This window comes from Hydrogenophaga sp. 2FB (assembly GCF_005503365.1).
In the GTDB taxonomy this organism is placed as follows: Bacteria; Pseudomonadota; Gammaproteobacteria; order Burkholderiales; family Burkholderiaceae_C; genus Hydrogenophaga.
In genome coordinates this window covers 1-19057 of record NZ_SCML01000009.1, presented here as the reverse complement: position 1 = coordinate 19057, position 19057 = coordinate 1, and the positions used below count along the sequence as shown (strand labels likewise).

The 19057-nt window shown below is 66.3% G+C and carries 17 protein-coding genes; 10 read left to right on the top strand and 7 right to left on the bottom strand.

Going from position 1 to position 19057, the window contains the following annotated elements:
• Positions 1-82 precede the first annotated feature (82 nt).
• Complete coding sequence (locus FFS09_RS07400) at positions 83-1597, bottom strand: CoA-acylating methylmalonate-semialdehyde dehydrogenase (protein WP_137918232.1); 1515 nt, start codon at positions 1595-1597, stop codon at positions 83-85.
• Positions 1598-1708: 111 nt separating this feature from the next.
• Here FFS09_RS07400 and FFS09_RS07395 point away from each other — a divergent pair, with 111 nt between their 5' ends.
• Entirely contained in the window at positions 1709-2653 is a 945-nt protein-coding gene (locus tag FFS09_RS07395; RefSeq protein WP_137918231.1) for a LysR family transcriptional regulator, read from the top strand.
• 8 nt (positions 2654-2661) lie between these two features.
• Here the strand turns inward: FFS09_RS07395 and FFS09_RS07390 are convergent, their stop codons facing one another.
• Complete coding sequence (locus FFS09_RS07390) at positions 2662-3567, bottom strand: LysR family transcriptional regulator (RefSeq protein ID WP_137918230.1); 906 nt, start codon at positions 3565-3567, stop codon at positions 2662-2664.
• Between the two features lie 83 nt (positions 3568-3650).
• Between FFS09_RS07390 and FFS09_RS07385 the strand changes: the two genes are divergently transcribed.
• On the top strand, positions 3651-4394 hold the full coding sequence (locus FFS09_RS07385; RefSeq protein ID WP_137918229.1) for a sulfite exporter TauE/SafE family protein: 744 nt from the start codon (positions 3651-3653) through the stop codon (positions 4392-4394).
• Positions 4395-4457: 63 nt separating this feature from the next.
• Here FFS09_RS07385 and FFS09_RS07380 read toward each other — a convergent pair whose 3' ends face one another.
• Complete coding sequence (locus FFS09_RS07380) at positions 4458-5135, bottom strand: hypothetical protein (protein WP_137918228.1); 678 nt, start codon at positions 5133-5135, stop codon at positions 4458-4460.
• 84 nt (positions 5136-5219) lie between these two features.
• Between FFS09_RS07380 and FFS09_RS07375 the strand changes: the two genes are divergently transcribed.
• From FFS09_RS07375 to FFS09_RS07345, 7 genes are all read left to right on the top strand, one after another.
• Entirely contained in the window at positions 5220-6437 is a 1218-nt protein-coding gene (locus tag FFS09_RS07375) for an AI-2E family transporter (protein WP_252374275.1), read from the top strand.
• A gap of 73 nt (positions 6438-6510) precedes the next feature.
• Positions 6511-6714, top strand: a complete 204-nt coding sequence (locus FFS09_RS07370; protein ID WP_137918227.1) for a hypothetical protein — start codon at positions 6511-6513, stop codon at positions 6712-6714.
• Positions 6711-7364 (top strand): Pr6Pr family membrane protein, encoded by a 654-nt coding sequence (locus FFS09_RS07365; protein ID WP_137918226.1) that lies wholly within the window; start codon positions 6711-6713, stop codon positions 7362-7364. The genes FFS09_RS07370 and FFS09_RS07365 overlap by 4 nt, the downstream gene beginning before the upstream one ends.
• A 127-nt stretch (positions 7365-7491) precedes the next feature.
• Positions 7492-7905: a hypothetical protein gene (locus FFS09_RS07360; protein ID WP_137918225.1), complete on the top strand. Its 414-nt coding sequence runs from the start codon at positions 7492-7494 to the stop codon at positions 7903-7905.
• A gap of 73 nt (positions 7906-7978) precedes the next feature.
• Positions 7979-9454 (top strand): UbiA family prenyltransferase, encoded by a 1476-nt coding sequence (locus FFS09_RS07355; RefSeq protein ID WP_137918224.1) that lies wholly within the window; start codon positions 7979-7981, stop codon positions 9452-9454.
• A 16-nt stretch (positions 9455-9470) separates the two neighbouring features.
• On the top strand, positions 9471-9833 hold the full coding sequence (locus FFS09_RS07350) for an SMR family transporter (protein ID WP_137918223.1): 363 nt from the start codon (positions 9471-9473) through the stop codon (positions 9831-9833).
• A gap of 18 nt (positions 9834-9851) precedes the next feature.
• Positions 9852-11393, top strand: coding sequence for an ArnT family glycosyltransferase (locus FFS09_RS07345; RefSeq protein ID WP_137918222.1), 1542 nt, complete (start codon positions 9852-9854; stop codon positions 11391-11393).
• A 150-nt stretch (positions 11394-11543) separates the two neighbouring features.
• On the opposite strand, the gene alr is transcribed toward FFS09_RS07345, so the two are convergent.
• Complete coding sequence (gene alr, locus FFS09_RS07340; protein WP_137918221.1) at positions 11544-12638, bottom strand: alanine racemase; 1095 nt, start codon at positions 12636-12638, stop codon at positions 11544-11546.
• A gap of 212 nt (positions 12639-12850) precedes the next feature.
• Here alr and lplT point away from each other — a divergent pair, with 212 nt between their 5' ends.
• On the top strand, positions 12851-14134 hold the full coding sequence (gene lplT, locus FFS09_RS07335) for a lysophospholipid transporter LplT (protein WP_137918220.1): 1284 nt from the start codon (positions 12851-12853) through the stop codon (positions 14132-14134).
• Positions 14135-14841: 707 nt separating this feature from the next.
• Here the strand turns inward: lplT and FFS09_RS07330 are convergent.
• The 3 genes from FFS09_RS07330 to FFS09_RS07320 form a co-directional block, all read right to left on the bottom strand.
• On the bottom strand, positions 14842-15123 hold the full coding sequence (locus tag FFS09_RS07330; protein WP_137918219.1) for a hypothetical protein: 282 nt from the start codon (positions 15121-15123) through the stop codon (positions 14842-14844).
• Positions 15124-15159: 36 nt separating this feature from the next.
• On the bottom strand, positions 15160-15387 hold the full coding sequence (locus FFS09_RS07325; protein ID WP_137918218.1) for a hypothetical protein: 228 nt from the start codon (positions 15385-15387) through the stop codon (positions 15160-15162).
• Positions 15384-19057 (bottom strand): hemagglutinin repeat-containing protein (locus FFS09_RS07320; RefSeq protein ID WP_171019906.1); only part of this gene is annotated, 3674 nt, incomplete at its 5' end. The genes FFS09_RS07320 and FFS09_RS07325, both read right to left, overlap by 4 nt.

Genomic DNA, 19057 nt, shown 5'->3' with positions numbered 1-19057 from the left:
CTGTCGAGGGTCCGGCTCCGCCGGCCCATGACAGCGTCCCCCCTTCGCCGGGGGGAAGCGCCAAAGGGCGCGCAGGGAAAGCCTACTTCGCCGTGGGCATTACAAACTCCGCACCTTTCCCGATACTTTCAGGCCAGCGCTGCATGATCGACTTCTGCTTCGTGTAGAAGCGCACGCCCTCCTCGCCATACGCGTGCATGTCGCCGAACAGGCTCTTCTTCCAGCCGCCGAAGCCGTGCCAGGCCATGGGCACCGGAATCGGCACGTTGATGCCGACCATGCCGACCTGGATGCGCCGCGCGAATTCGCGCGCCACGTGGCCGTCGCGCGTGAAGCACGAAACGCCGTTGCCGAACTCGTGGTCGTTGATGATCTGCACCGCGTGTGCGAAGTCCGCCACGCGCACGCAGCCGAGCACGGGGCCGAAGATCTCTTCCTTGTAGATCTTCATGTCGGTGGTGACGTGGTCGAACAGCGTGCCACCCATCCAGAAACCTTGGTCGCAGCCCTCGCCGGCCTGCGCGCCGTCGAAGCCGCGGCCATCCACCAGCATCTTCGCGCCTTCCTTCACGCCGGCTTCGATGTAGCCGGCGATGCGCGTGTGCGCGGCCGCCGTGACGATGGGGCCCATCTCGGCGGCGAGGTTGTTGCCGTTGAGGATCTTCAATGCCTTGGTGCGCTCGATCAGCTTGGGCATGATCCTCTCGGCCACGTCGCCCACCAGCACCGCCACGCTGATGGCCATGCAGCGTTCGCCGGCCGAGCCGTAGGCCGCGCCGATCAGCGCGTCCACCGCCTGGTCGAGGTCGGCGTCGGGCATCACCACCATGTGGTTCTTCGCGCCGCCCAGTGCCTGCACGCGCTTGCCGTGGTGCGCGCCGGTCTCGTAGATGTAGTTGGCGATCGGTGTGGAGCCGACGAAGCTGATCGCCTTGACGTCCGGGTGCACCAGCAGCGCGTCCACCGCCTCCTTGTCGCCTTGCACGACGTTGAACACGCCATCGGGCAGGCCGGCTTGCTTGAAGAGTTCGCCGAGGAACAACGAGGGCGAGGGGTCGGTCGGGCTGGGCTTGAGCACGAAGGTGTTGCCCGCGGCAATCGCCACCGGGAACATCCACATGGGCACCATCACGGGGAAGTTGAACGGCGTGATGCCGGCGACCACACCCAGCGGCTGGCGCAGCGTCCAGTTGTCCATGCCGGTGGACACCTGGTCGGTGAAATCGCCCTTCAACAGTTGCGGCATGCCGCAGGCGAATTCGATGATGTCGATGCCACGCGCCACCTCGCCCTGCGCGTCGGTGAAGACCTTGCCGTGCTCGGCGGTGATGAGGCGCGCAAGGTCGTCCTTGTGCTGGTTCACCAGTTCGAGGAACTTGAACATCACGCGCGCGCGGCGGATCGGTGGCGTGTCGGACCAGGCCGGGAAGGCGGCCCGCGCGGCGGCCACGGCCTCGTTCACATCGGCTGCATTCGCGAGCGCGACCTTGCCGCTCACCGCCCCGGTGGCGGGGTTGTAGACGTCCTGCCGGCGCGTGGACGTGCCTGGCGTGACGGCGCCGTGGATGAAATGGTCGATGGCGGAAGGATGGGTCATGGTGGGCTGCGGTGGGTTGGTCGGGAAGATGGGCCCAGTCTAGGCAGCGAGAACCCCCTCGCCTAGCCCTGGAACCTGAACTGATTGTTTGCAATGGTGAACAATGAGGGCATGAACGAGAAAAAAGTGGAAGACCTCTGGGTGCACCTGCACTGGCTCACGGTGCTGGCCCAACAAGGCAGCTACACCGCGTCGGCGCAGCGGCTGGGCGTGAGCAAGGCGGCCATGAGCCAGCGCATCGCGGAGCTCGAGCGCGCCGCCGGTGTGGCCTTGGTGCAGCGCACCACGCGCAGCGTGCGCCTTACGGAAGCGGGGCAGCGCCTGGTGGCCGACACGCGCGATCCGTTCGAGCGCATCGCGCAGAGTTTTTCCAGCGTGCGCGACCTGGCGGAAGAGCCAGCGGGTCTGGTGCGGGTCACGGCGCCGGTGGCGTTCGCGCGCCAGCAGCTGGTGCCGCGCATGGCCGAGTTTTTGCGCGCGCACCCCAAGGTGCGGCTGGAGCTGGACCTGTCGGACCGGTTGAACGCACTGGCGGTGGAGGGCTTCGACCTGGCGATCCGCCACACCGCGTCGCCGCCCGACACCCACGTCGCCTGGCCGGTGTGCGCCACGCGCTCGGTGCTGGTGGCCAGCCGCGACTACCTGCGCCGGCGCGGCACGCCACACACGCCGCAGGACCTCGCGCAGCACGACTGCCTGCACTACCCGCGCGCGCAGGACACACCGGCCTGGCATTTCAACGCCCGCGAGGGCCGGAAAAAGACGGAACGGATCACGGTGCCGGTGTCCGGCCCGTTCAGCGCCAACAACAGCGAGGCGCTGCGCGACGCCGCCATCTCGGGCCTGGGCATCGCCCTGGTGCCCGACTTCAGCGCGCAGTCCGCGCTGCAATCGGGCCAGCTGGTGGAGGTGCTGGAGCACTGGGCGTCGGTGGGCGCCTTCAGCCCTCAGATCTACGCGATCCGGCCGTACGCCAGCCATGTGCCGCGCGCGGTGTCGGCTTTCGTGGCGTGGTTGCGCGGGGCCCTGGCCGAGGGGTTTGCGGTCCGGGGCTGAGGCCGCGCTCATCCCTGCCGGGCGAGAAACGCATGCAAGGCTGCCGCCCCCGCACCCATGGGCGCGTCGCCCGCCGCCGTGCACAGCAGCAGCTGCCGCGTGGCCCAGTCGTCGCGCAGCGGGCGCGCCAACACGCGTTCGCTGGCCAGGCGCATGGCCGTGGCCTGCGGCACCACCGCCACGCCCACGCCTTCGCCCACCAGTTGCATCACGGCGTCGAGCCCGCGCACGCGCACGCGGTGGTGCAGGCCCCGGCCGTGTTGCAGGGCCTTGTCGTGCAGCAGGCGGCTGATGCCGCTCTCGCTCGGCAGGCCCACAAAAGGCCGTTCGAGCAGGTCCACGAAGGGCAGCGGTTGCCGCGATGCGCGCGCGCCCTGTTTCGGCAACACCGCTACCAGGCGGTCTTCGCGAAAGAAGCGCGTGTTCAAGCCTTCGGTGCCCACGTAGTCGGCAACGATGCCGATGTCGGCCTGCTCCTGGCGCATGGACACCAGCGCGTCCTGGCTGCCGAGCTCGCGCAGGTCAACGTCGATGTCCGGGTGCGCGACGAGGAAACGGCCGAGCAGTTGCGGCAGGTGCTCGGTCATGGCCGCCGTGTTGCACAACACGCGCACCGTGCTGCGCACACCGTACGCGTGCGCGGCCATGTCGGCGTGCAAGGCCTCCATGTCGCGCTGCAGGCGGCCCGCGTGCAGCAGCAGGGTGCGCCCGGCGTCGGTGGTGCGCACGCCGCGCTTGGAGCGCAGCAGCAGCGTGGCGCCAATGGCGTGTTCGAGTTGCTGCAGCCGGGTGCTGGCCGCCGCTAGCGAGAGGTGGATGTGGCGCGCGCCCGCGGTGATGGAACCGTGTTCGACGATGGCGGCGAACAGGCGCAGGTCGAACGGGTCGATGCGGTAGGTGGGTGTGGCGGCCATGGTTCGATCCTCCGGAATCGGCGAAGGATACCTCTGGCGATGCGCGATGGACAGCATGGGCTGCGGCCCGCACGATGCCGCGCATGAACGACGCATTTCATCTCTGGCTCATTGCAGCCGTGTTCACCGCGGCGGGCACCGTCAAAGGCATTTCGGGCATGGGCTTGCCGACGTTTTCGATCGCGCTGCTCGGCCTGGTCATGCCGCCGGCCACCGCCGCCACGCTGGTGCTCCTGCCTTCGCTGTTGACGAACATCGTGCAATGCACCGGGCCGCACGCGCGCATGTTGCTGCGCCGCCTGTGGCCGCTCTGGCTGGGCGTGGTGGTGGCGACGGTGTGGAGCCCGCTGCCCGACCTGGGCCACGCCGGCCCGGCCACGCGCATCGCGCTGGGCGGGGTGTTGATCGCGTATGGCTTGTGGGGTCTGGCGCGCCCTGCCCTGCCCGATTTTTCGCGCCGTCCGTGGATGGCGAGTGGCGTGGCCGGCGTGCTCTCGGGCAGCTTGACGGCCGCCACCGGCGTGTTCGTGATGCCGCTCGTGCCCTACCTGCAGACGCTGCGCCTGGAGAAGGAGGCGTTCATCCAGGCGCTGGGCCTGAGCTTTCTGGTGGCCACGCTGGCGCTGGCGGCGCGGCTCGGGCAGATCGCGGCGAGCACGGGCGCGTCGGTGCCCCTGACCACCCACGCGCTCGCGCTGGTGGCGGCCTGCGCGGGGGTGTGGATCGGCGCGCGGCTGCGCCAACGCCTGCCGTTGCCGGTGTTCCAGCGCGCGCTGTTCGGCGTGTTCATCGCGCTCGGTGCGCTGATGCTGGCGCGCGCCCTGTAGAGCGGTCCCGCGCATGCAGACCGACCCGAGCGCGATGGCCCTGGCCGAGGCGCTGGAACGGGCCTACCGGCTGGCGCTGGCAGTCGAAGCGCTGGCAACGGACACGCGCGCGGCCGCGTCCGACGGCCAGGCGATTTCGCGGATGGCCAACGAGCTGCTCGGCGTGCTCGACCAGGCCAGGGCATCGATGCTGCGGCCCACGACCAGCAAGCGCACCGGGTGGCGGTAGCCCGCGCTGTTCGATTGCAGGATGCGCACGGCCTCGCGCAGCGCGGCATCGCTCAGGTGCCCGTCGGCCACCATCAGCGTGGCGCGGCGCGGCTGGAACCGCTGCCAGGCTTGCGCGTCGCCGATCAGGTAACCCGCGTCCCACGGGTCCGACGGCCGCCGCGCGCGCCACGCCAGGGCATCGTTGAGCTTCACGCGCAGGCGCAGCCACAAGCCGGCCCAGCGCCCGCCCGCGGCGGCAAGCTGGTCGGTGCCATCGAGGTGGCGGGAAAAGGCATCGATCTCATGCGCCAGGCCCGCCTCGGCGAGCGTGGCCACGGTGAAGCGCTGTTCGACGCGGGGCAAGGCCCCGGCGAAACACCAGGCTTGCAATGCCGCAAGCCCCGTGACCGAGGTGCTGGCGCTGGCGCGCGGCGGCGCCACACGCAAGACCGCACCGTCAAACCGCGCCAGCAACGAGCGGGTCCAGGCGCTGACGGAGGGTCGGGGCGCGCGCGCTGTGGGTTCCTGCATTCCTGCCCTCCGGGCTTGTGACAAATCGGCGATGGTAGCCAACGGCCGGCATACTGCGCCTGTCGACCACTTCAGTTTGCGCCCATGAACACGGACACCCCTGACACGCCGCCCACCCCCGCCGCGACCTCGCCTTTGCTGGATCTGGGCCCGATGGCGATGGTCATGAAACCGCTCTCGGGTTCGGTCATGCTGCGCGTGCTGCTCGTGGGGGTGACCGTGGCGTTCGCCTGGATCATGCTGCCCTTCTACGGCACCATCCTGTGGGGCGCCATCATCGCCCTGCTGTTCGTTCCGCTGAACCGCTGGCTGCTGCCGCGCATGGGGCAGCGCCGCAACCTGGCCGCGCTCACGACCATGCTGGCCGCGCTCGTGATCGTGGTGCTGCCCGCCGTGCTGGTGGTGAGTTCGCTCACCCGCGAGGCCACCCAGCTGTATGCGCGCATCGAGTCGGGCGAGCTCAGGCCGGCGGAGAAACTGCGCAGCCTCTTCGACGCGCTGCCCGTCTGGTTCACCGATCTCCTGGACCGATTTGGCCTGGGCAACTTCGACCTTCTGCAACGCAAGATCACGCAGCTGGTGACGCAAGGCAGCCAGTTCATCGCCACGCAAACACTCAACTTCGGGCAGGACGTGCTCGGCCTCGTGGTCAGCCTTTTCATCTCGCTGTACCTGGCGTACTTCCTGATTCGCGATGGCGGCAGCCTGGTGCGCTCGATCCGCATGGCGATCCCGCTGCCGCCCGAAGACAAGCAGGAATTGCTGGAGCAATTCGGCGCCGTGCTGCGCGCCACCGTCAAGGGCAACCTGGTGGTGGCGGTGGTGCAAGGCGCGCTGGGCGGCCTGGCGTTCTGGTTCCTCGACGTCAACGCCGCGCTGCTCTGGGCCGTGCTGATGGCCGTGCTCTCGCTGCTTCCAGCGGTGGGCGCCGGGCTGGTGTGGGGCCCGGTGGCGATCTGGCTGTTTGCCACCGGCCAGACCGTGGAGGCCGTGGGCCTGGTGGCGTTCGGTGTGTTCGTGATCGGCCTGGTCGACAACGTCTTGCGCCCGCTGCTGGTGGGCAAGGACACCGGCATGCCCGACTACCTGGTGCTGATCAGCACCGTGGGCGGCATCGCCGTGATGGGCATCAACGGCTTCGTGATCGGCCCGGTGATCGCGGCGATGTTCGTGGCGGTGTGGGGCATCGCCACGGCCACGCGGGTGCGAGCGCGTGCGGTGTCGATGGCGGCCGACGAGCCTGCGGCGGTGGTGCCGACGCCGCTATCCGAGGTCGGCCCGACAGATCGGCAAACGCCCTGAGACCTGGGCGCCAGCGCCCCGGCCACGGCGCCATCGACGCCCACAAGCCCCGCTTCACGTCCACAATGCGGCCATGAAACACCTCACCCTCTTCGGCGCGGCCGCCCTCTGCCTGTGGTTGGGCGCTTGCACCACATCACCCACCACGCCGCCACCGCCGGCCAGCGAGCGCGGCCCCATCATGTGCACGCAGGACGTGCAGCAGTGCCCCGACGGCCGTTTTGTCGGCCGCACGCCGCCCGGCTGCGCCTTCGTGTGCCCGGCCACAGGCAAATGAACCCGCCGCCCCTGTGGCGTGCGCGGTGGCTGACCGCCTTGGTGGCCCTGGTGGCGTGGTTCGGCGTGCTGCTCCAGCTCGCGCTGTCCTTGCGGTTGGCGCATGCTCAGGGCGGGTCGACGGTCGATGGGTGGATCGCCTACCTGGGCTATTTCACGGTGCTGACCAACGTCCTGGTCGCGGTGAGCCTGAGCTGGCCGGCGCTGGGTCCGCACAGCGGGCCCGGGCGCTGGTTCCGCCAGCCAGGTGTGGCCGCGGCGGTGGCCGTGAGCATCGCCATGGTCGGGCTGGCCTACCACCTGCTGCTGCGACACCTCTGGAACCCGCAAGGCGCCCAGTGGGTGGCCGACACCGTGCTGCACACCCTGACACCGCTGCTGTGCCTGCTGCACTGGTGGGTGGTGGTGCCGCCCGCGCGCATGGCCTGGCGGGCACCGTTGCGCTGGGCGTGCTGGCCCTTGGCCTACCTCGTGTATGCGCTGCTGCGCGGTGCCTGGCTGCAGCACTACCCCTATCCCTTTATCGACGTGAACCTGCTCGGTTACCCACAGACGCTGTGGAACGCGCTGGGTCTCCTGATCGCTTTTCTGCTGCTGGCCACGGGCTTCGTGGCCGTGGCGCGCGGGCGGCTGGGGTCCGCGCGGCGCTGAACGGGAACCGGATACGCTCGGGGCCTCTCCAAAGAGGCCCCTCCGTCACCCACAGGATTTCACCGCCCATGACACCCTTCTTCCACCACCCGGCCACCCCCTGCGCTTTCCCCGTGGGAGGCCGGCCATGAAGGCGCTCATCTGGGGTGTGTTCGGCTTGTTCGCGCTGTGCTGGACTGGCCTGGCCGCCGCGTCGGTGCAGGTCACCGAATGGCTGCTGTCGATGCTGGCCTCGGGCCAGGCCACCGACGCGGCGAGCGCCACCGGCCAGTGGCAGGTGCCGGACTGGTTGGGCACGTGGATCGACCCGACCTGGCTGAAGGCCTTGCAGACGGCATGGATCGGTCTGGTGCAAGGGCTTGCCCAGGTGCTGCCAACGGCATCGGGCACCCTGATGGACTGGGTCGCGCCGCTGGTGTGGAGCGCGTGGGCGCTGGGCATGCTGTGCCTGTTGCTGGTGGCGGTGGCGCTGCATTGGCTGACCGGCAAGCTCAAGACGCCGGCCACGCTGCGCCCGGGCACGGGCGCGGGACGCGGTTGAACCCGGCGCTCGCCCACCCGCGCAGCGCGGGACCGCCCCCTAAAATCGCCTCTCCGCTTCACGGACTGCCCGCTTGACGCTCCCTGCCTCCACCGACCACGCGCCCGATGCCTGTCCGCTCTATGTGGACATGGACGGCACCCTCACGCCGAGCGACACGCTGCACGAATCGGTCATGCTGTTCGTGCGCAGCAACCCGCTGAACCTGTTGCGCATGCTGGCCTGGTTGCCCAGCGGCAAGGCCCGCTTCAAGCAGCGCCTGGCCGATGCGGTGCGGCCCGACCCGGCGCGGCTGCCCTACAACGAACCCTTCGTGGACTACCTGCGCGAGCAACACGCCAGTGGCCGTCCGCTGGTGCTGGCCAGCGCGGCGGACGCGCGCATCGTGCGCGACGTGGCCGATCACCTGGGCGTGTTCGACGATACGCTGGGCACCAACGCGCAAGGCGACGGCATCAACCTGAGCCGCGCCCACAAACGCGCCGCCATCGACGCCCATGCGCGCGCGCACGGCCACGACCGCTGGGCCTATGCCGGCAACAGCCGAGACGACCTCGACGTGTGGAGCGGCAGCGCGCAGGCGGTGGCGGTGAACGCGCCGGCGGGCGTGGTCGCGTCGCTCCAGCGCAGCCAGCCGCAAGCCCAGGTGTTCGAACGCCAACCGCTGAGCCTGAAGACCGTGCTGCGCGCGGTCCGGCTCAAGCAGTGGTCGAAGAACGGACTGCTGTTCGTGCCGCTGCTGGCCGCGCACTCGCTGGACCCGGCGCTCTGGGCCTTGGTGCTGATGGCCTTCGTGGCCTTTGGCCTGTGCGCCTCGGCCACCTACCTGGTCAACGACCTGCTCGACCTGCCCAACGACCGCGCGCACCGCATCAAACGCCACCGCCCGCTCGCCTCGGGCGCCATCGGCATCGTGCCCGCGGTGGCGCTGGGCGCGGTGATGCTGGTGCTGGCCTTCGTGCTCGCCTTCCAGGTGTCCACCGGCTTTGCCATGGTGCTGCTGGCCTACACCGTGACCACGCTGGCGTATTCCCTGTACCTCAAGCGCCTGGCGCTGATCGACGTGCTCGTGCTCTCGGGCCTGTACACGCTGCGCATCGGCGCGGGCGCGGTGGCCTCGGGCGTGGACCTGTCGAACTGGCTGCTGGCGATCTCGATCTTCCTGTTCCTGAGCCTGGCGCTGATCAAGCGCTGCGCCGAACTCGAAGAGCTGGAGGACGACGACAGCACGCTCGCGCCCGGGCGCGGTTACCAACCGCGCGACCTGGCCTCGCTGCGGGCGATGGGCATGGCCAGCGGCTTCCTGTCGGTGATGGTGCTGGCGCTGTACATCGACAGCCAGAACAGCCAGAAGCTCTACGCGCATCCCGACATGCTGTGGGCCGCGGCGCCGGTGTTGCTGCTGTGGGTGATGCGCATCTGGCTCAAGACCGGGCGGCGCGAACTGCACGGCGAAGACCCGCTGCAGTTCGCCCTGAAGGACCCGTTCAGCTGGGTCACGCTGCTCGTGATGGGCGGCATTGGCCTGGTGGCCACCGTCGGTTTCTGAACCAGGACACGTTCCCATGAAATCCATCGCTCTGGGCCTGGCCGTGTTCTGCGTGCTGCTCTCGTCGGCCGCACAAATCGCCATGAAGCGCGGCATGGGCGCGCCCAACGCCGCCGCCGACGTCGGCAGCACCTACGCGCACGCGCTGACCAGCCCGATGGTGTGGCTCGGCCTCGTGCTCTATGGGGCCAGCGCCGTGCTCTGGCTGTGGGTGCTTTCGCGCCTGGACGTGAGCATGGCCTATCCGCTGGTGAGCCTGGGCTTCGTGGTCACCATGGCGCTGGGCGTGCTCTGGCTCGGCGAGCCATTCTCGTGGCTGCGCGTGGCCGGTTGCACCTTGATCGTGGTGGGCGTGTCGCTGCTCGCCCTGGACGCCTGATTCTTCTTTCTCTCCCCCATGCACGCCTCCGAATTCTCCGCCCACGTCTCGCGCCAGATCTTCTGGGGCGCGTTTGCCATCACGCTGTTGTTGAAGATCGTCATCGCGGCGAGCTTCCCCATCACGGGTGACGAGGCCTTCTTCTACCAATGGGGCGTGTTCCCCTCCTGGGGTTACTCGGACCACCCGCCCATGGTGGGCTGGCTGCTCGCGCTGCTGCGCCAGGGCGGTGACCATCCGTTGATGCTGCGCAGCTTCACGCTGCTCGTCACCAGCTTCATCGCGCTCGGTGTGGTGGACGTGCTGCGCCGCTTCCTGCCCGAAGACCGCGAAGCCAGTGCGTGGCTGGCCGGCGCGGTGTACCTGGCGATGCCGTGGTCGTGGCTGTTCGTGCTGGTGACGACCGACACCCCGTTGATCTTTTTCATGGCGCTCTCGGTCTGGTGCTACCTGCGCGCCGACACCTGCAAGGACCGTGGCCTGGGTTGGTACGCGCTGGCCGGCCTGTTCCTCGGCCTGGCCTTTCTCTCCAAGTACTTCGCGGCGCTGCTGGGTTTTGCGTACGCGGCGCATTGTTTTGGCTGGCGGCGCAAGCGCTGGTGGGCGCCGTTCCTGATCTTCGTGCTCGCGTTGCCCTCGATCGCCTTCAACGTGGCCTTCAACGCCACGCATGGCTGGAGCAACGTGATGTTCAACGTGTTCAACCGCAACGAGGGATCGGCCTGGTCGTTCACCACGTTCGCGGTGTACGCGGTGATGGTGGTGTACCTGCTCACGCCATGGTTGTTGTGGCGTGCCGCGTCCGCGCGCGTGGCGCCGGGGGTGTCGGCCACCACGCCGCGCACCTTGGCGGTGTTGTGGTTGTTCCCGTTGATCGTGTTCGCGCTGCTGAGCACGCGCCGCACGATTGGCCTGCACTGGGTGCTGGGGTTCGTGCCGGTGTTCGTGGTGTGGGCGGGGTTGCGGCTGGAGGCGCGTCCGCTGCGCCGCAGCCTGGTGTGGACGGTGGCGCTGTCGGTGCCGCACCTGCTGGTGGTGGCCGCGGTCGCCTGGGCGCCGCTGACGTGGTGGCAACCGTTCAAGATATATGACCGCGCGGTGTTCCTGCGCGAGACCGGCGCCATCGTGAAGGCGCTGGAGCAGGACCTGCCGGCGGGTGCGACCCTGATGGGCCGCACCTACAACCCGTCGGCGATGCTCGCGTTCCACCACAAGCAGTACGTGCCGGTGTTCGGCGTGGGCAAGCACCACGCGCGGCAGGACGATCAGATCGTCGATTTCCGGGTGTACGAGGGCAAGCCGATCCGGGTGTTCCTGTACGACGAGCCGAACCTGGCCGAGTTCGCGCCGTATTTCGAGCGCGTGAGCATGAAGCGTTTCGAGGTGGACGGCGTGGCGTTCTTCGCGGTGGATGGTGTGGGCTTCAAGTACCAGCCGTTCCATGACGAGGTGCTGGCCGTGGTGGCGCGCGAGTTCCACGACATTCCCCGGTGGTTGCCGGTGTTGGGGAATGCGTTTTGTGAGCGGTATGGGTTTGCGGCGTGTTCGCCAGAGAGATAGGGGGCACCCCCCTGCGCCGCTCACGCGGCTTCCCCCCTCTGTAGCGCGCCTTCGGCGCTTCGAGGGGGGACGACACCTTGGGCCGGCAAAGCCGGACCCTGGGTGCCTCTGGTCCAAGACACGCTGGCCGGAGAAGGGACCTAGCCCGCGCTACGCAGGTGAAGGCGCAAACGGCACGCGCGGCGCCACCGCGCACATCAACTCATAGCCAATCGTCCCCGCCGCCGAAGCCACCTCGTCCACCGGCAGCACGACACCGGCGGACGACCGCCCCCACAGCACCACCTCCGAGCCCATCCCCGAGCCCGGCAGCGCAGACAGGTCCACCATGAGCATGTCCATGCTCACCCGCCCGATCAGCCGCGTGCGCACCCCATCCACCAACGCCGGCGTGCCGGTGGGCGCATGGCGCGGGTACCCGTCCGCATACCCGCAGGCCACCACGCCCACACGCATCGCCCCCTCGGCCGTGAACGTGGAGCCATACCCCACCGTGTCGCCAGCCTGCAAAGACTGCACGCCGATGACGCGGCTGGACAGCGTCATGGCCGGGAGCAAGTCCCAGTCGCTTGCGGTCTTCTCCGGAAAGTCGGGCGCACCGCCGTACAGCGCAACACCCTCGCGCACCCAGTCACCCGACACGCCCTTCGCATGGCGCAGGATCGCCGCGCTGTTGGACAGCGTGCGCTCGCCCGGCAGATCGCTGGTGGTTTCCTCGAACACGGCGATCTGATGCGCAATGCCGCGCACACCATCGGCATCGCTGAAATGCGTCATGAACGAAATCTCGTCCACCTGCGGCAGCGCATTGAGCCGCGCCCAGGCGCTGCGAAACGCCGCGGGGGTGAAGCCCAGGCGGTTCATGCCGCTGTTGAGCTTCAGGAACACGCGGTGCGGCACCTGCGTCTTGTGCGCAGCCAGCCAGTCGATCTGCTCGCTGCAATGCACCGTGTGCCACAGGTGCAGGCGCGAGCACAGCTCCAGGTCGCGCGGCTCGAACACACCTTCGAGCAACAGAATCGGGCCGCGCCAGTCCAGCGCCCGCAGCCGCTCGGCCTCGGCCAGATCGAGCAGGGCAAACCCGTCGGCCGAACGCAGCGCGTCAAAGCAGCGCTCGATGCCGTGGCCATAGGCGTTGGCCTTGACCACCGCCCACACGCGCGCGTCGGGCGCGCAGTCACGCGCGCGCTGCAGGTTGTGGCGAAGGGCTTCGGGATGGACGGTGGCGAGGATGGGGCGGGGCATGTCGGGCGAAGAAGAGATGTGCGGTAAGTCGCAGAGGGCTGTGCAGAGGCGCCACAGGTCGCCAGCGGGTCAGTGCGTGCAGCCGAGGCGTCAAGACCGCGTGCTATAACCCGGCATCCTCTGGAGACGCCCGTCAACTGTCGCACAAAAAAGCCGGAGCTCCCCACACCGAAGGCCTGTGCCAACGGGGTCCGGCGCACAAAATCATCGCCATGAAGCGCGGCTTCTACACCATCATGACGGCGCAGTTCTTCAGCTCGCTGGCGGACAACGCGTTGTTCGTCGCGGCCATCGAACTGCTGCGCACGCGCGGCGCGCCCGAGTGGCAGAGCGCCGCCCTCGTGCCCCTCTTCGCCTTGTTCTACGTGGTGCTCGCGCCTTTCGTGGGCGCGTTCGCCGACGCCCGGCCCAAAGGCCAGGTCATGTTCATCAGCAACGCGATCAAGGTGGTGGGCTGTCTGCTGATGCTCACCGGCGTGCACCCGCTGCTGGCCTACACCCTGGTGGGCCTGGGCGCGGCGGCCTACTCGCCGGCCAAATACGGCATCCTCACCGAGCTGCTGCCGCCCTCGCAACTGGTCAAGGCCAATGGCTGGATCGAGGGCCTCACGATCGCTTCCATCATCCTGGGCGTGCTGTTCGGCGGGCAATTGGTGAGCCCCTGGATTTCTTCGGTCCTGCTCTCGGTTGACATTCCTGGCGTCCACACCGGCATCCACCATCCGGCGCAGGCGGCCATCGCCGCGCTGATGGTGGTCTACGCGCTGGCGGCCTGGTTCAACACCCGCATTCCGCTCACCGGCGTGACGCCGCGCCCCATGCCGAAGAACCCGCTGGCGCTGCTGCCGGACTTCTGGCGCTGCAACAGCCGCCTGTGGCGCGACCGGCTGGGTCAGATTTCGCTGTCGACCACCACGCTGTTCTGGGGCGTCTCGGGCAACCTGCGCTACATCGTGCTGGCCTGGGCGGGCGCGGCGCTGGGCTACAGCACCACGCAAGCCACCTCGCTGGTGGGCGTGGTGGCCGTGGGCACAGCCGTGGGCGCGGTGATCGCCTCCATGCGCATGCGGCTGGACCAGGCCACGCGCGTGATGCCGCTGGGCATCGCCATGGGGGTGCTGGTGATCCTGATGAACTTCATCGACAACGTCTGGGTGGCCGCGCCGTTCCTGGTGTTGCTGGGCGGCCTGGGTGGGTTCCTGGTGGTGCCGATGAACGCGCTGCTGCAGCACCGGGGCCACAACCTGATGGGCGCCGGGCGTTCCATCGCGGTGCAGAACTTCAACGAGCAGGCCTGCATCCTGTTCCTGGGCGCCGCCTACAGTTTCTCCACCGGCGTGGGCCTGTCGTCCTTTGCGGCGATCACGGCGTTTGGCGTGCTCGTCGCGGGCTGTATGGGCTTGATCGCGCTGTGGCACCGCTACAACCAGCGCACGCATCCGCATGAGCTGGAGCGGCTGCTGGAGATTGCGCGGCGGGATGATTTGCACGGGTAGTCTGCTGCGGCGCTGGGTGTGATGCCGCGTATCCGTGCGGCTTGGCTACGTTGCGCATGTACTCGAGGCTGGCACTAGCTTGTGCAAACCTTGTTCAGGTGCGGTCCGAACTCCTAACCATTTGATGGGTGCCCCAAAAACTCATCCAGCAACCGCAGGTTTCTCTCGATCGCGGGGACACTTGTCTTCATGCTAAATCTCCTTGAGTTCTCGTAGCTCCAGAATTGAGTTGGCCAAAAATAGTGAGGGCCAATAGCCAGCGAAAGGCCGCCCACGGTAATGTTTCTATCTATACCGATACTGTACTGAAAGATATGTTTTCTTTCGAGCAGACAGTATTGCTCGTGCCATCCAAGTTCACTCTCTTGAGTAATTTGAAATAAATATATGTGCCTGCCTCCATTGTTTTTATAGAATTTAAAGATGATCTCCCTCAGGAGATTTCGTCCATCCATGTCATTTTTACCAGTGCAGTCCGATCCCACCCCCCTTTTAGCTCTCAACCACCAGCTCGATTGCGTAAAAATTCGTCCATCAACTCCAAATTGATTTGAATGTCATATGGGTCTGCCGTGATTTTGAATTTGCGAAAATTCTCATAGCATCAAAATGCAGCGGGGGAAAAGTAGTGAGGACCGATCGCCAGCATGACCATGCTTTTGCACAAAAAGCTCTCCGCACTATGAGCAAGGTGTTAGATGAGTGCATCATCCCGCGCTTTCGTCATCTATTGCAGAAAAACAAACTGAGCCTGTAGGTGTTGACCCCGAGACAATGCTAGGGAACTCGCTCCTGATCCAATCCATAAACAAGGAGTCATCTCGTATTTCAATCATGGTCGTGTCCTTATGTACAACAACCGCTCCACCAGTGTGAATGTGATCTCGCAGCATCTCAATCTTTGAAACAAGCCAATCGATTGCTGAAGCAGAGTCTTTCTGATCGGCGGCATGCAAATCCGCCAAGACATCAAGGTTTACTATTTGCATGGTGCGCAAAGATGCAATGAGTCTCAACGAGATGGATTAATCTTCCACAACAATGTTCCAGCCTTTCTCACCTGCATCGAATAGAAGCTGCTTCAAGTACTCAATCGCTTTACTGGCATCCAGTGGTTTTTTACTATCTTTTTTGTGTGCATTTTTTTTGAACAAATAAAACTTTGGCTCAAGCGTCCATTCACCGGGAAAAACAATACACTCCCCATCATTAGCCTGAAGAGTCAGTGCGCCTGGAGTTGAATTTACGATCATTTTGGACCCCTGTTAAAAATGATAGTTTCTTTCATCGTGTAAGGATCGACCGCAATAACCTTTGAAACAGCCGGATTGTTGATAAGCGTCGGAAATTCGTAAGTCTCCCAGATATTCTGAGGTCGGCGCATGCTACCCAGCACAACTTTAACTTCACCAGATGCGTTTTTCGCGAGCTCTGTTGAAACATCAATCCAAGCTTGGACTGTTGATGCGTCCGCGGGGTTATAAATTGGCATTTTGATTTGTCGCTGCTCGAGCAATTGCTCGAGGGTTTTCCCTTTATACATCTCAGCTATGGCTCTAGCGGCCTCCACTCCACCCGTTCCATTGGTATTCCCCGACCAGAAAACAGCTTCGTCAATATTAGTGACAAAAACACTTTTCCCATACTCAATGGGAGCGCCCTCTGTATAGAAGTTGTTCGCAATCCGCGAAGCGGCAATCTCATTGATTTCCTTGCCGGTGCGCGCCAGTACCAACTCGCGCACGGCAGTCGTCGTCAACGCCTTGGCCACGGCAAGTTGCCCCATGGCGACCACATCCAGGGCAATCAGCCCCAGCTCTGCGGCATCGCGCAACACTGGCGAGCGCTGGATCACGTTGATCGCGGTGTCGAGCTCCTTGATGCTGCGCCGGGCTTCGGCTTTGGCCGCGTCGCTGAGTGCGGGGTCTTTGAGCATCTGCTCAAGCAATGCCCGTTCGGCTTGCAACGCGCTTTCGCTGAGCACGCTGCGGTAGTCGATCGCGCCGGTGTTCTTTGCGTTTTTAAGCTCGTACTCTCGGAGCACCTTGATCTCGCAAGCGGCGTCACCGGCGCTGCGGCAATCGTTTAGTTTCTGGTGCTTGTTTCGAAGATCGGTCGCGCTGAGATAGTTCTGCGAAGTAGCGGCAAGTCCCGTTGCAGCACCGGCGCTTCCACCGACGGCGGCACCAAACGCCACTGCGATGGTCTGTGCCATGGCTTGCTTGACCTCCACAGGCAGATCAAGTGCCGCGATGTGGTCACCCATGACCGGCAAGGCCGTTTGAGTCAGGCCAGCGCCTGCGGCGCCATCAATGCCACCGCTCGCTAAGCCAGCGATCACGTGCAGCGCGACACGCCCCACACCACCCTCCTTCCACGTATCCTCCAGCGCGTTCGCCTCAGTGATGAGTGCTTGGCGTATCGCGGGATCGGTTTCGGATGCGGCCTGCTCTTTGAGTGTGTTCGCCTTTTTCAGTTGCTCGTTGCCGTACTGGCCAATGGCTTTTCCCGCCTGCTGCCCAAACGCCTTGGTGATGACCACCTGAGCTTCCACTTCGTCGCGCACCTTCTCCTTGTCGAATATGGGAACGAGACCGGTCTCGGCGTCCCCCGTGCGCGCGGCCTTGTTGCCCGCGATGCCGGAGATGGCCGCAAGGGTGGTGCTGCTGGTCGAGCCCGAAGCCGATCCGACGCCCGCGCCGCTGTTGCCGAGCTGGCTGCCCACCCCCACGCTCACACCGACGCTTGTGGCCTCGAAGCTCGCGCTGTTGTGGATGTCGCTCAGCGTGAGGCCGCCGTCGCTGTCGAACTGGTTGCGCTCCTGGTCCACCGCCGCTTGCGTGCTGGTGATGGCGCCGCCGATGAGTTCGGTCTTGCCTTTGACGTTGACCTGGAAGCCGCCGTCCCCGGCGCGGATACCGCTTTGTTCTGCGACCGAGGCGAAGTCGCTTTCGATCCTGGTTTTGCTGGCGTTCGCGCTAGCGCCGCCCTGCTGTGTGGCCTTGCCGTAACTCACAGAGCCACCCGACTGGCTGCTCGTCTCGTCCCACACGCTGGTGTCTTGCAGGCTCTGGATGAGGAGGTCCCCTCCCACGTCGGCCTTGACCGTGTTGGCCGCCACCACAGCGCCTTTGAGCGTGGTGTCGCCACCCGATTGCAGTTGAACGAGCTTGCCCGCTTCTATGCGGGTGTTGCTGTGGATGAGGTCTTCACCGTCACCCGCGCCTTTGCTCGATTGGGCGCTGGCGCTGACCGTCCAGCCGCCCACGCCGTAACCCACACTCACACTGGCGTTGCTGCTTTCGCTGCGGCGGCGTTCCTTTGCGGTGTTCTCGGCCGCTTGCAGCTCGATGTCGCCTTCTGCGTTGAGGAGCGCGGTGTCGCCCGCCTTGACGTGGCTGCCGCGCACGAGGATGTCGGAATCCTTGCCCGCTCCGCGGGCGATCAGACGGACGTCACCCGCCGCACTCAGATTCGAACCTCGGGCGTTGTCGGCTTCTTGCTCCAGGGTGTTCTTGCTGCTGCTCGCGCCGATGCTGATGTTCACGCTCGCGGCGCTATTCGGGTCTGCCGCGATGCTCTTGCCGGCGTTGTAGGCCTGCATGCCCGCCGCCGCCGCGCCCAGGGCTTTCATGCGCCCGTCTTCGGTCTTGCCCGTGGCTTCGGCGGTTTGGGTGATGCTCTGTGCGGCTTCCATGAACGCACCGCCCGCGCCGACGCTGATGCCGCTTTGGCGGCTCTTCTCCTCAAGCCAACTGCGTTCGCGGGTGCGCGCTTCGGTGATCTGGATGTCCTGCGCGATGACGGTGATGTGGCCACCCGTTTTGGGTTGACTCGGGTTGGTGTGACCCGTGACCTGCTCATTGGGAGGGGTGACCAGGACAGCCGCGCCCGCCGCGATCACGTCCGACCCTGTCTGGCGGTAGTGCCTCCCCGCCGTGATGGTCACATCGCCATCGATCGCACCGATGGTGGACGCGGCCGCGCCCGTGCCCTCGCGTTGTTGGTCGCTGCTCTGCTGCTGGCTGCCCAGCATGAGGCCTCCGCCGCTGTCGAGCAGGCCGCTGTTCTTCTCTTCCCGGAAGTTCGTGCTGCTCGAGGTGGTTTGCGCGGCGGTGATGCTCACGTCGCGCCCGGCGCTCAAGGTGGTGCCCTGGTCGCTGATGAGGTTGCTGCCGTGTACCGAGAGGTCTTGCCCGGCCCGGATGTCCACGGTGCGCCCACCGAGCTGGCTGGAGATGGCGTCTGCCGTGTTGAGCGTGCTGCGGGTGGTGATGCTGCCGCTGGCGAGGAAGTCGCTGGTCTTCTTGTGGTGGGCGTCGGCGTAGTCCAGGGTTTGAACGCCTGCGGCGATGTTCACGTCGCGCCCGGCCTGTGCGCTCAGATCGCCCTGGGCCTGCACGTTGGCCGCGCGCGCGTTCAGGTCGCGCCCGGCTTGCAGCTGGAGGTCGCCGGTGGTTTCGATGCGCGTGCCCACCTCGGTGCTGCGGGTGGTGCGCTGGCGGTTGTCTTCGTTCCAGTGCAGGTCGTCTTCTGCGCGGGTGCGCACGGTGTTCAGGTTCAGGTCGCGCCCTGCGGTGATGGCGGTGACACCACCTTCGCTGTCGCTGCGGATGTCGGCCGCGGTGAGGGTGATGTCGCGCCCGGCCTGGGCCAGGATCACACCGGCTTCGCCGCTGACGTAAAGCTTCGCCTGGCGGTCGACGCCGGTGCGTTCGAAGGTGTTGCCTGCGATCTTCGTGGTGGTGCTGCGGGTGGTGCTGGCGATGTCCAGATCACGCCCGGCATCGAGCACGATCGCGTCCTTCGCGGCGATCTCACCGCCGGCCACATGGATGTCGCGCCCTGCGCTCAGCGCAGCGGTGCCCTGCGTCGTGATCTTGCCGCTGTGCTGGATGTCGCGTCCGGACTGGACTTGAACGA

Coding starts and splice junctions, on each gene's coding strand:
- FFS09_RS07375 (WP_252374275.1), top strand. CDS start 5,220: ATGAACACGGACACCCCTGACACGCCGCCCACCCCCGCCGCGACCTCG.
- FFS09_RS07370 (WP_137918227.1), top strand. CDS start 6,511: ATGAAACACCTCACCCTCTTCGGCGCGGCCGCCCTCTGCCTGTGGTTG.
- FFS09_RS07365 (WP_137918226.1), top strand. CDS start 6,711: ATGAACCCGCCGCCCCTGTGGCGTGCGCGGTGGCTGACCGCCTTGGTG.
- FFS09_RS07400 (WP_137918232.1), bottom strand. CDS start 1,597: ATGACCCATCCTTCCGCCATCGACCATTTCATCCACGGCGCCGTCACG.
- alr (WP_137918221.1), bottom strand. CDS start 12,638: ATGCCCCGCCCCATCCTCGCCACCGTCCATCCCGAAGCCCTTCGCCAC.
- FFS09_RS07345 (WP_137918222.1), top strand. CDS start 9,852: ATGCACGCCTCCGAATTCTCCGCCCACGTCTCGCGCCAGATCTTCTGG.
- FFS09_RS07380 (WP_137918228.1), bottom strand. CDS start 5,135: ATGCAGGAACCCACAGCGCGCGCGCCCCGACCCTCCGTCAGCGCCTGG.
- FFS09_RS07325 (WP_137918218.1), bottom strand. CDS start 15,387: ATGATCGTAAATTCAACTCCAGGCGCACTGACTCTTCAGGCTAATGAT.
- FFS09_RS07395 (WP_137918231.1), top strand. CDS start 1,709: ATGAACGAGAAAAAAGTGGAAGACCTCTGGGTGCACCTGCACTGGCTC.
- FFS09_RS07330 (WP_137918219.1), bottom strand. CDS start 15,123: ATGCAAATAGTAAACCTTGATGTCTTGGCGGATTTGCATGCCGCCGAT.
- lplT (WP_137918220.1), top strand. CDS start 12,851: ATGAAGCGCGGCTTCTACACCATCATGACGGCGCAGTTCTTCAGCTCG.
- FFS09_RS07385 (WP_137918229.1), top strand. CDS start 3,651: ATGAACGACGCATTTCATCTCTGGCTCATTGCAGCCGTGTTCACCGCG.
- FFS09_RS07360 (WP_137918225.1), top strand. CDS start 7,492: ATGAAGGCGCTCATCTGGGGTGTGTTCGGCTTGTTCGCGCTGTGCTGG.
- FFS09_RS07350 (WP_137918223.1), top strand. CDS start 9,471: ATGAAATCCATCGCTCTGGGCCTGGCCGTGTTCTGCGTGCTGCTCTCG.
- FFS09_RS07390 (WP_137918230.1), bottom strand. CDS start 3,567: ATGGCCGCCACACCCACCTACCGCATCGACCCGTTCGACCTGCGCCTG.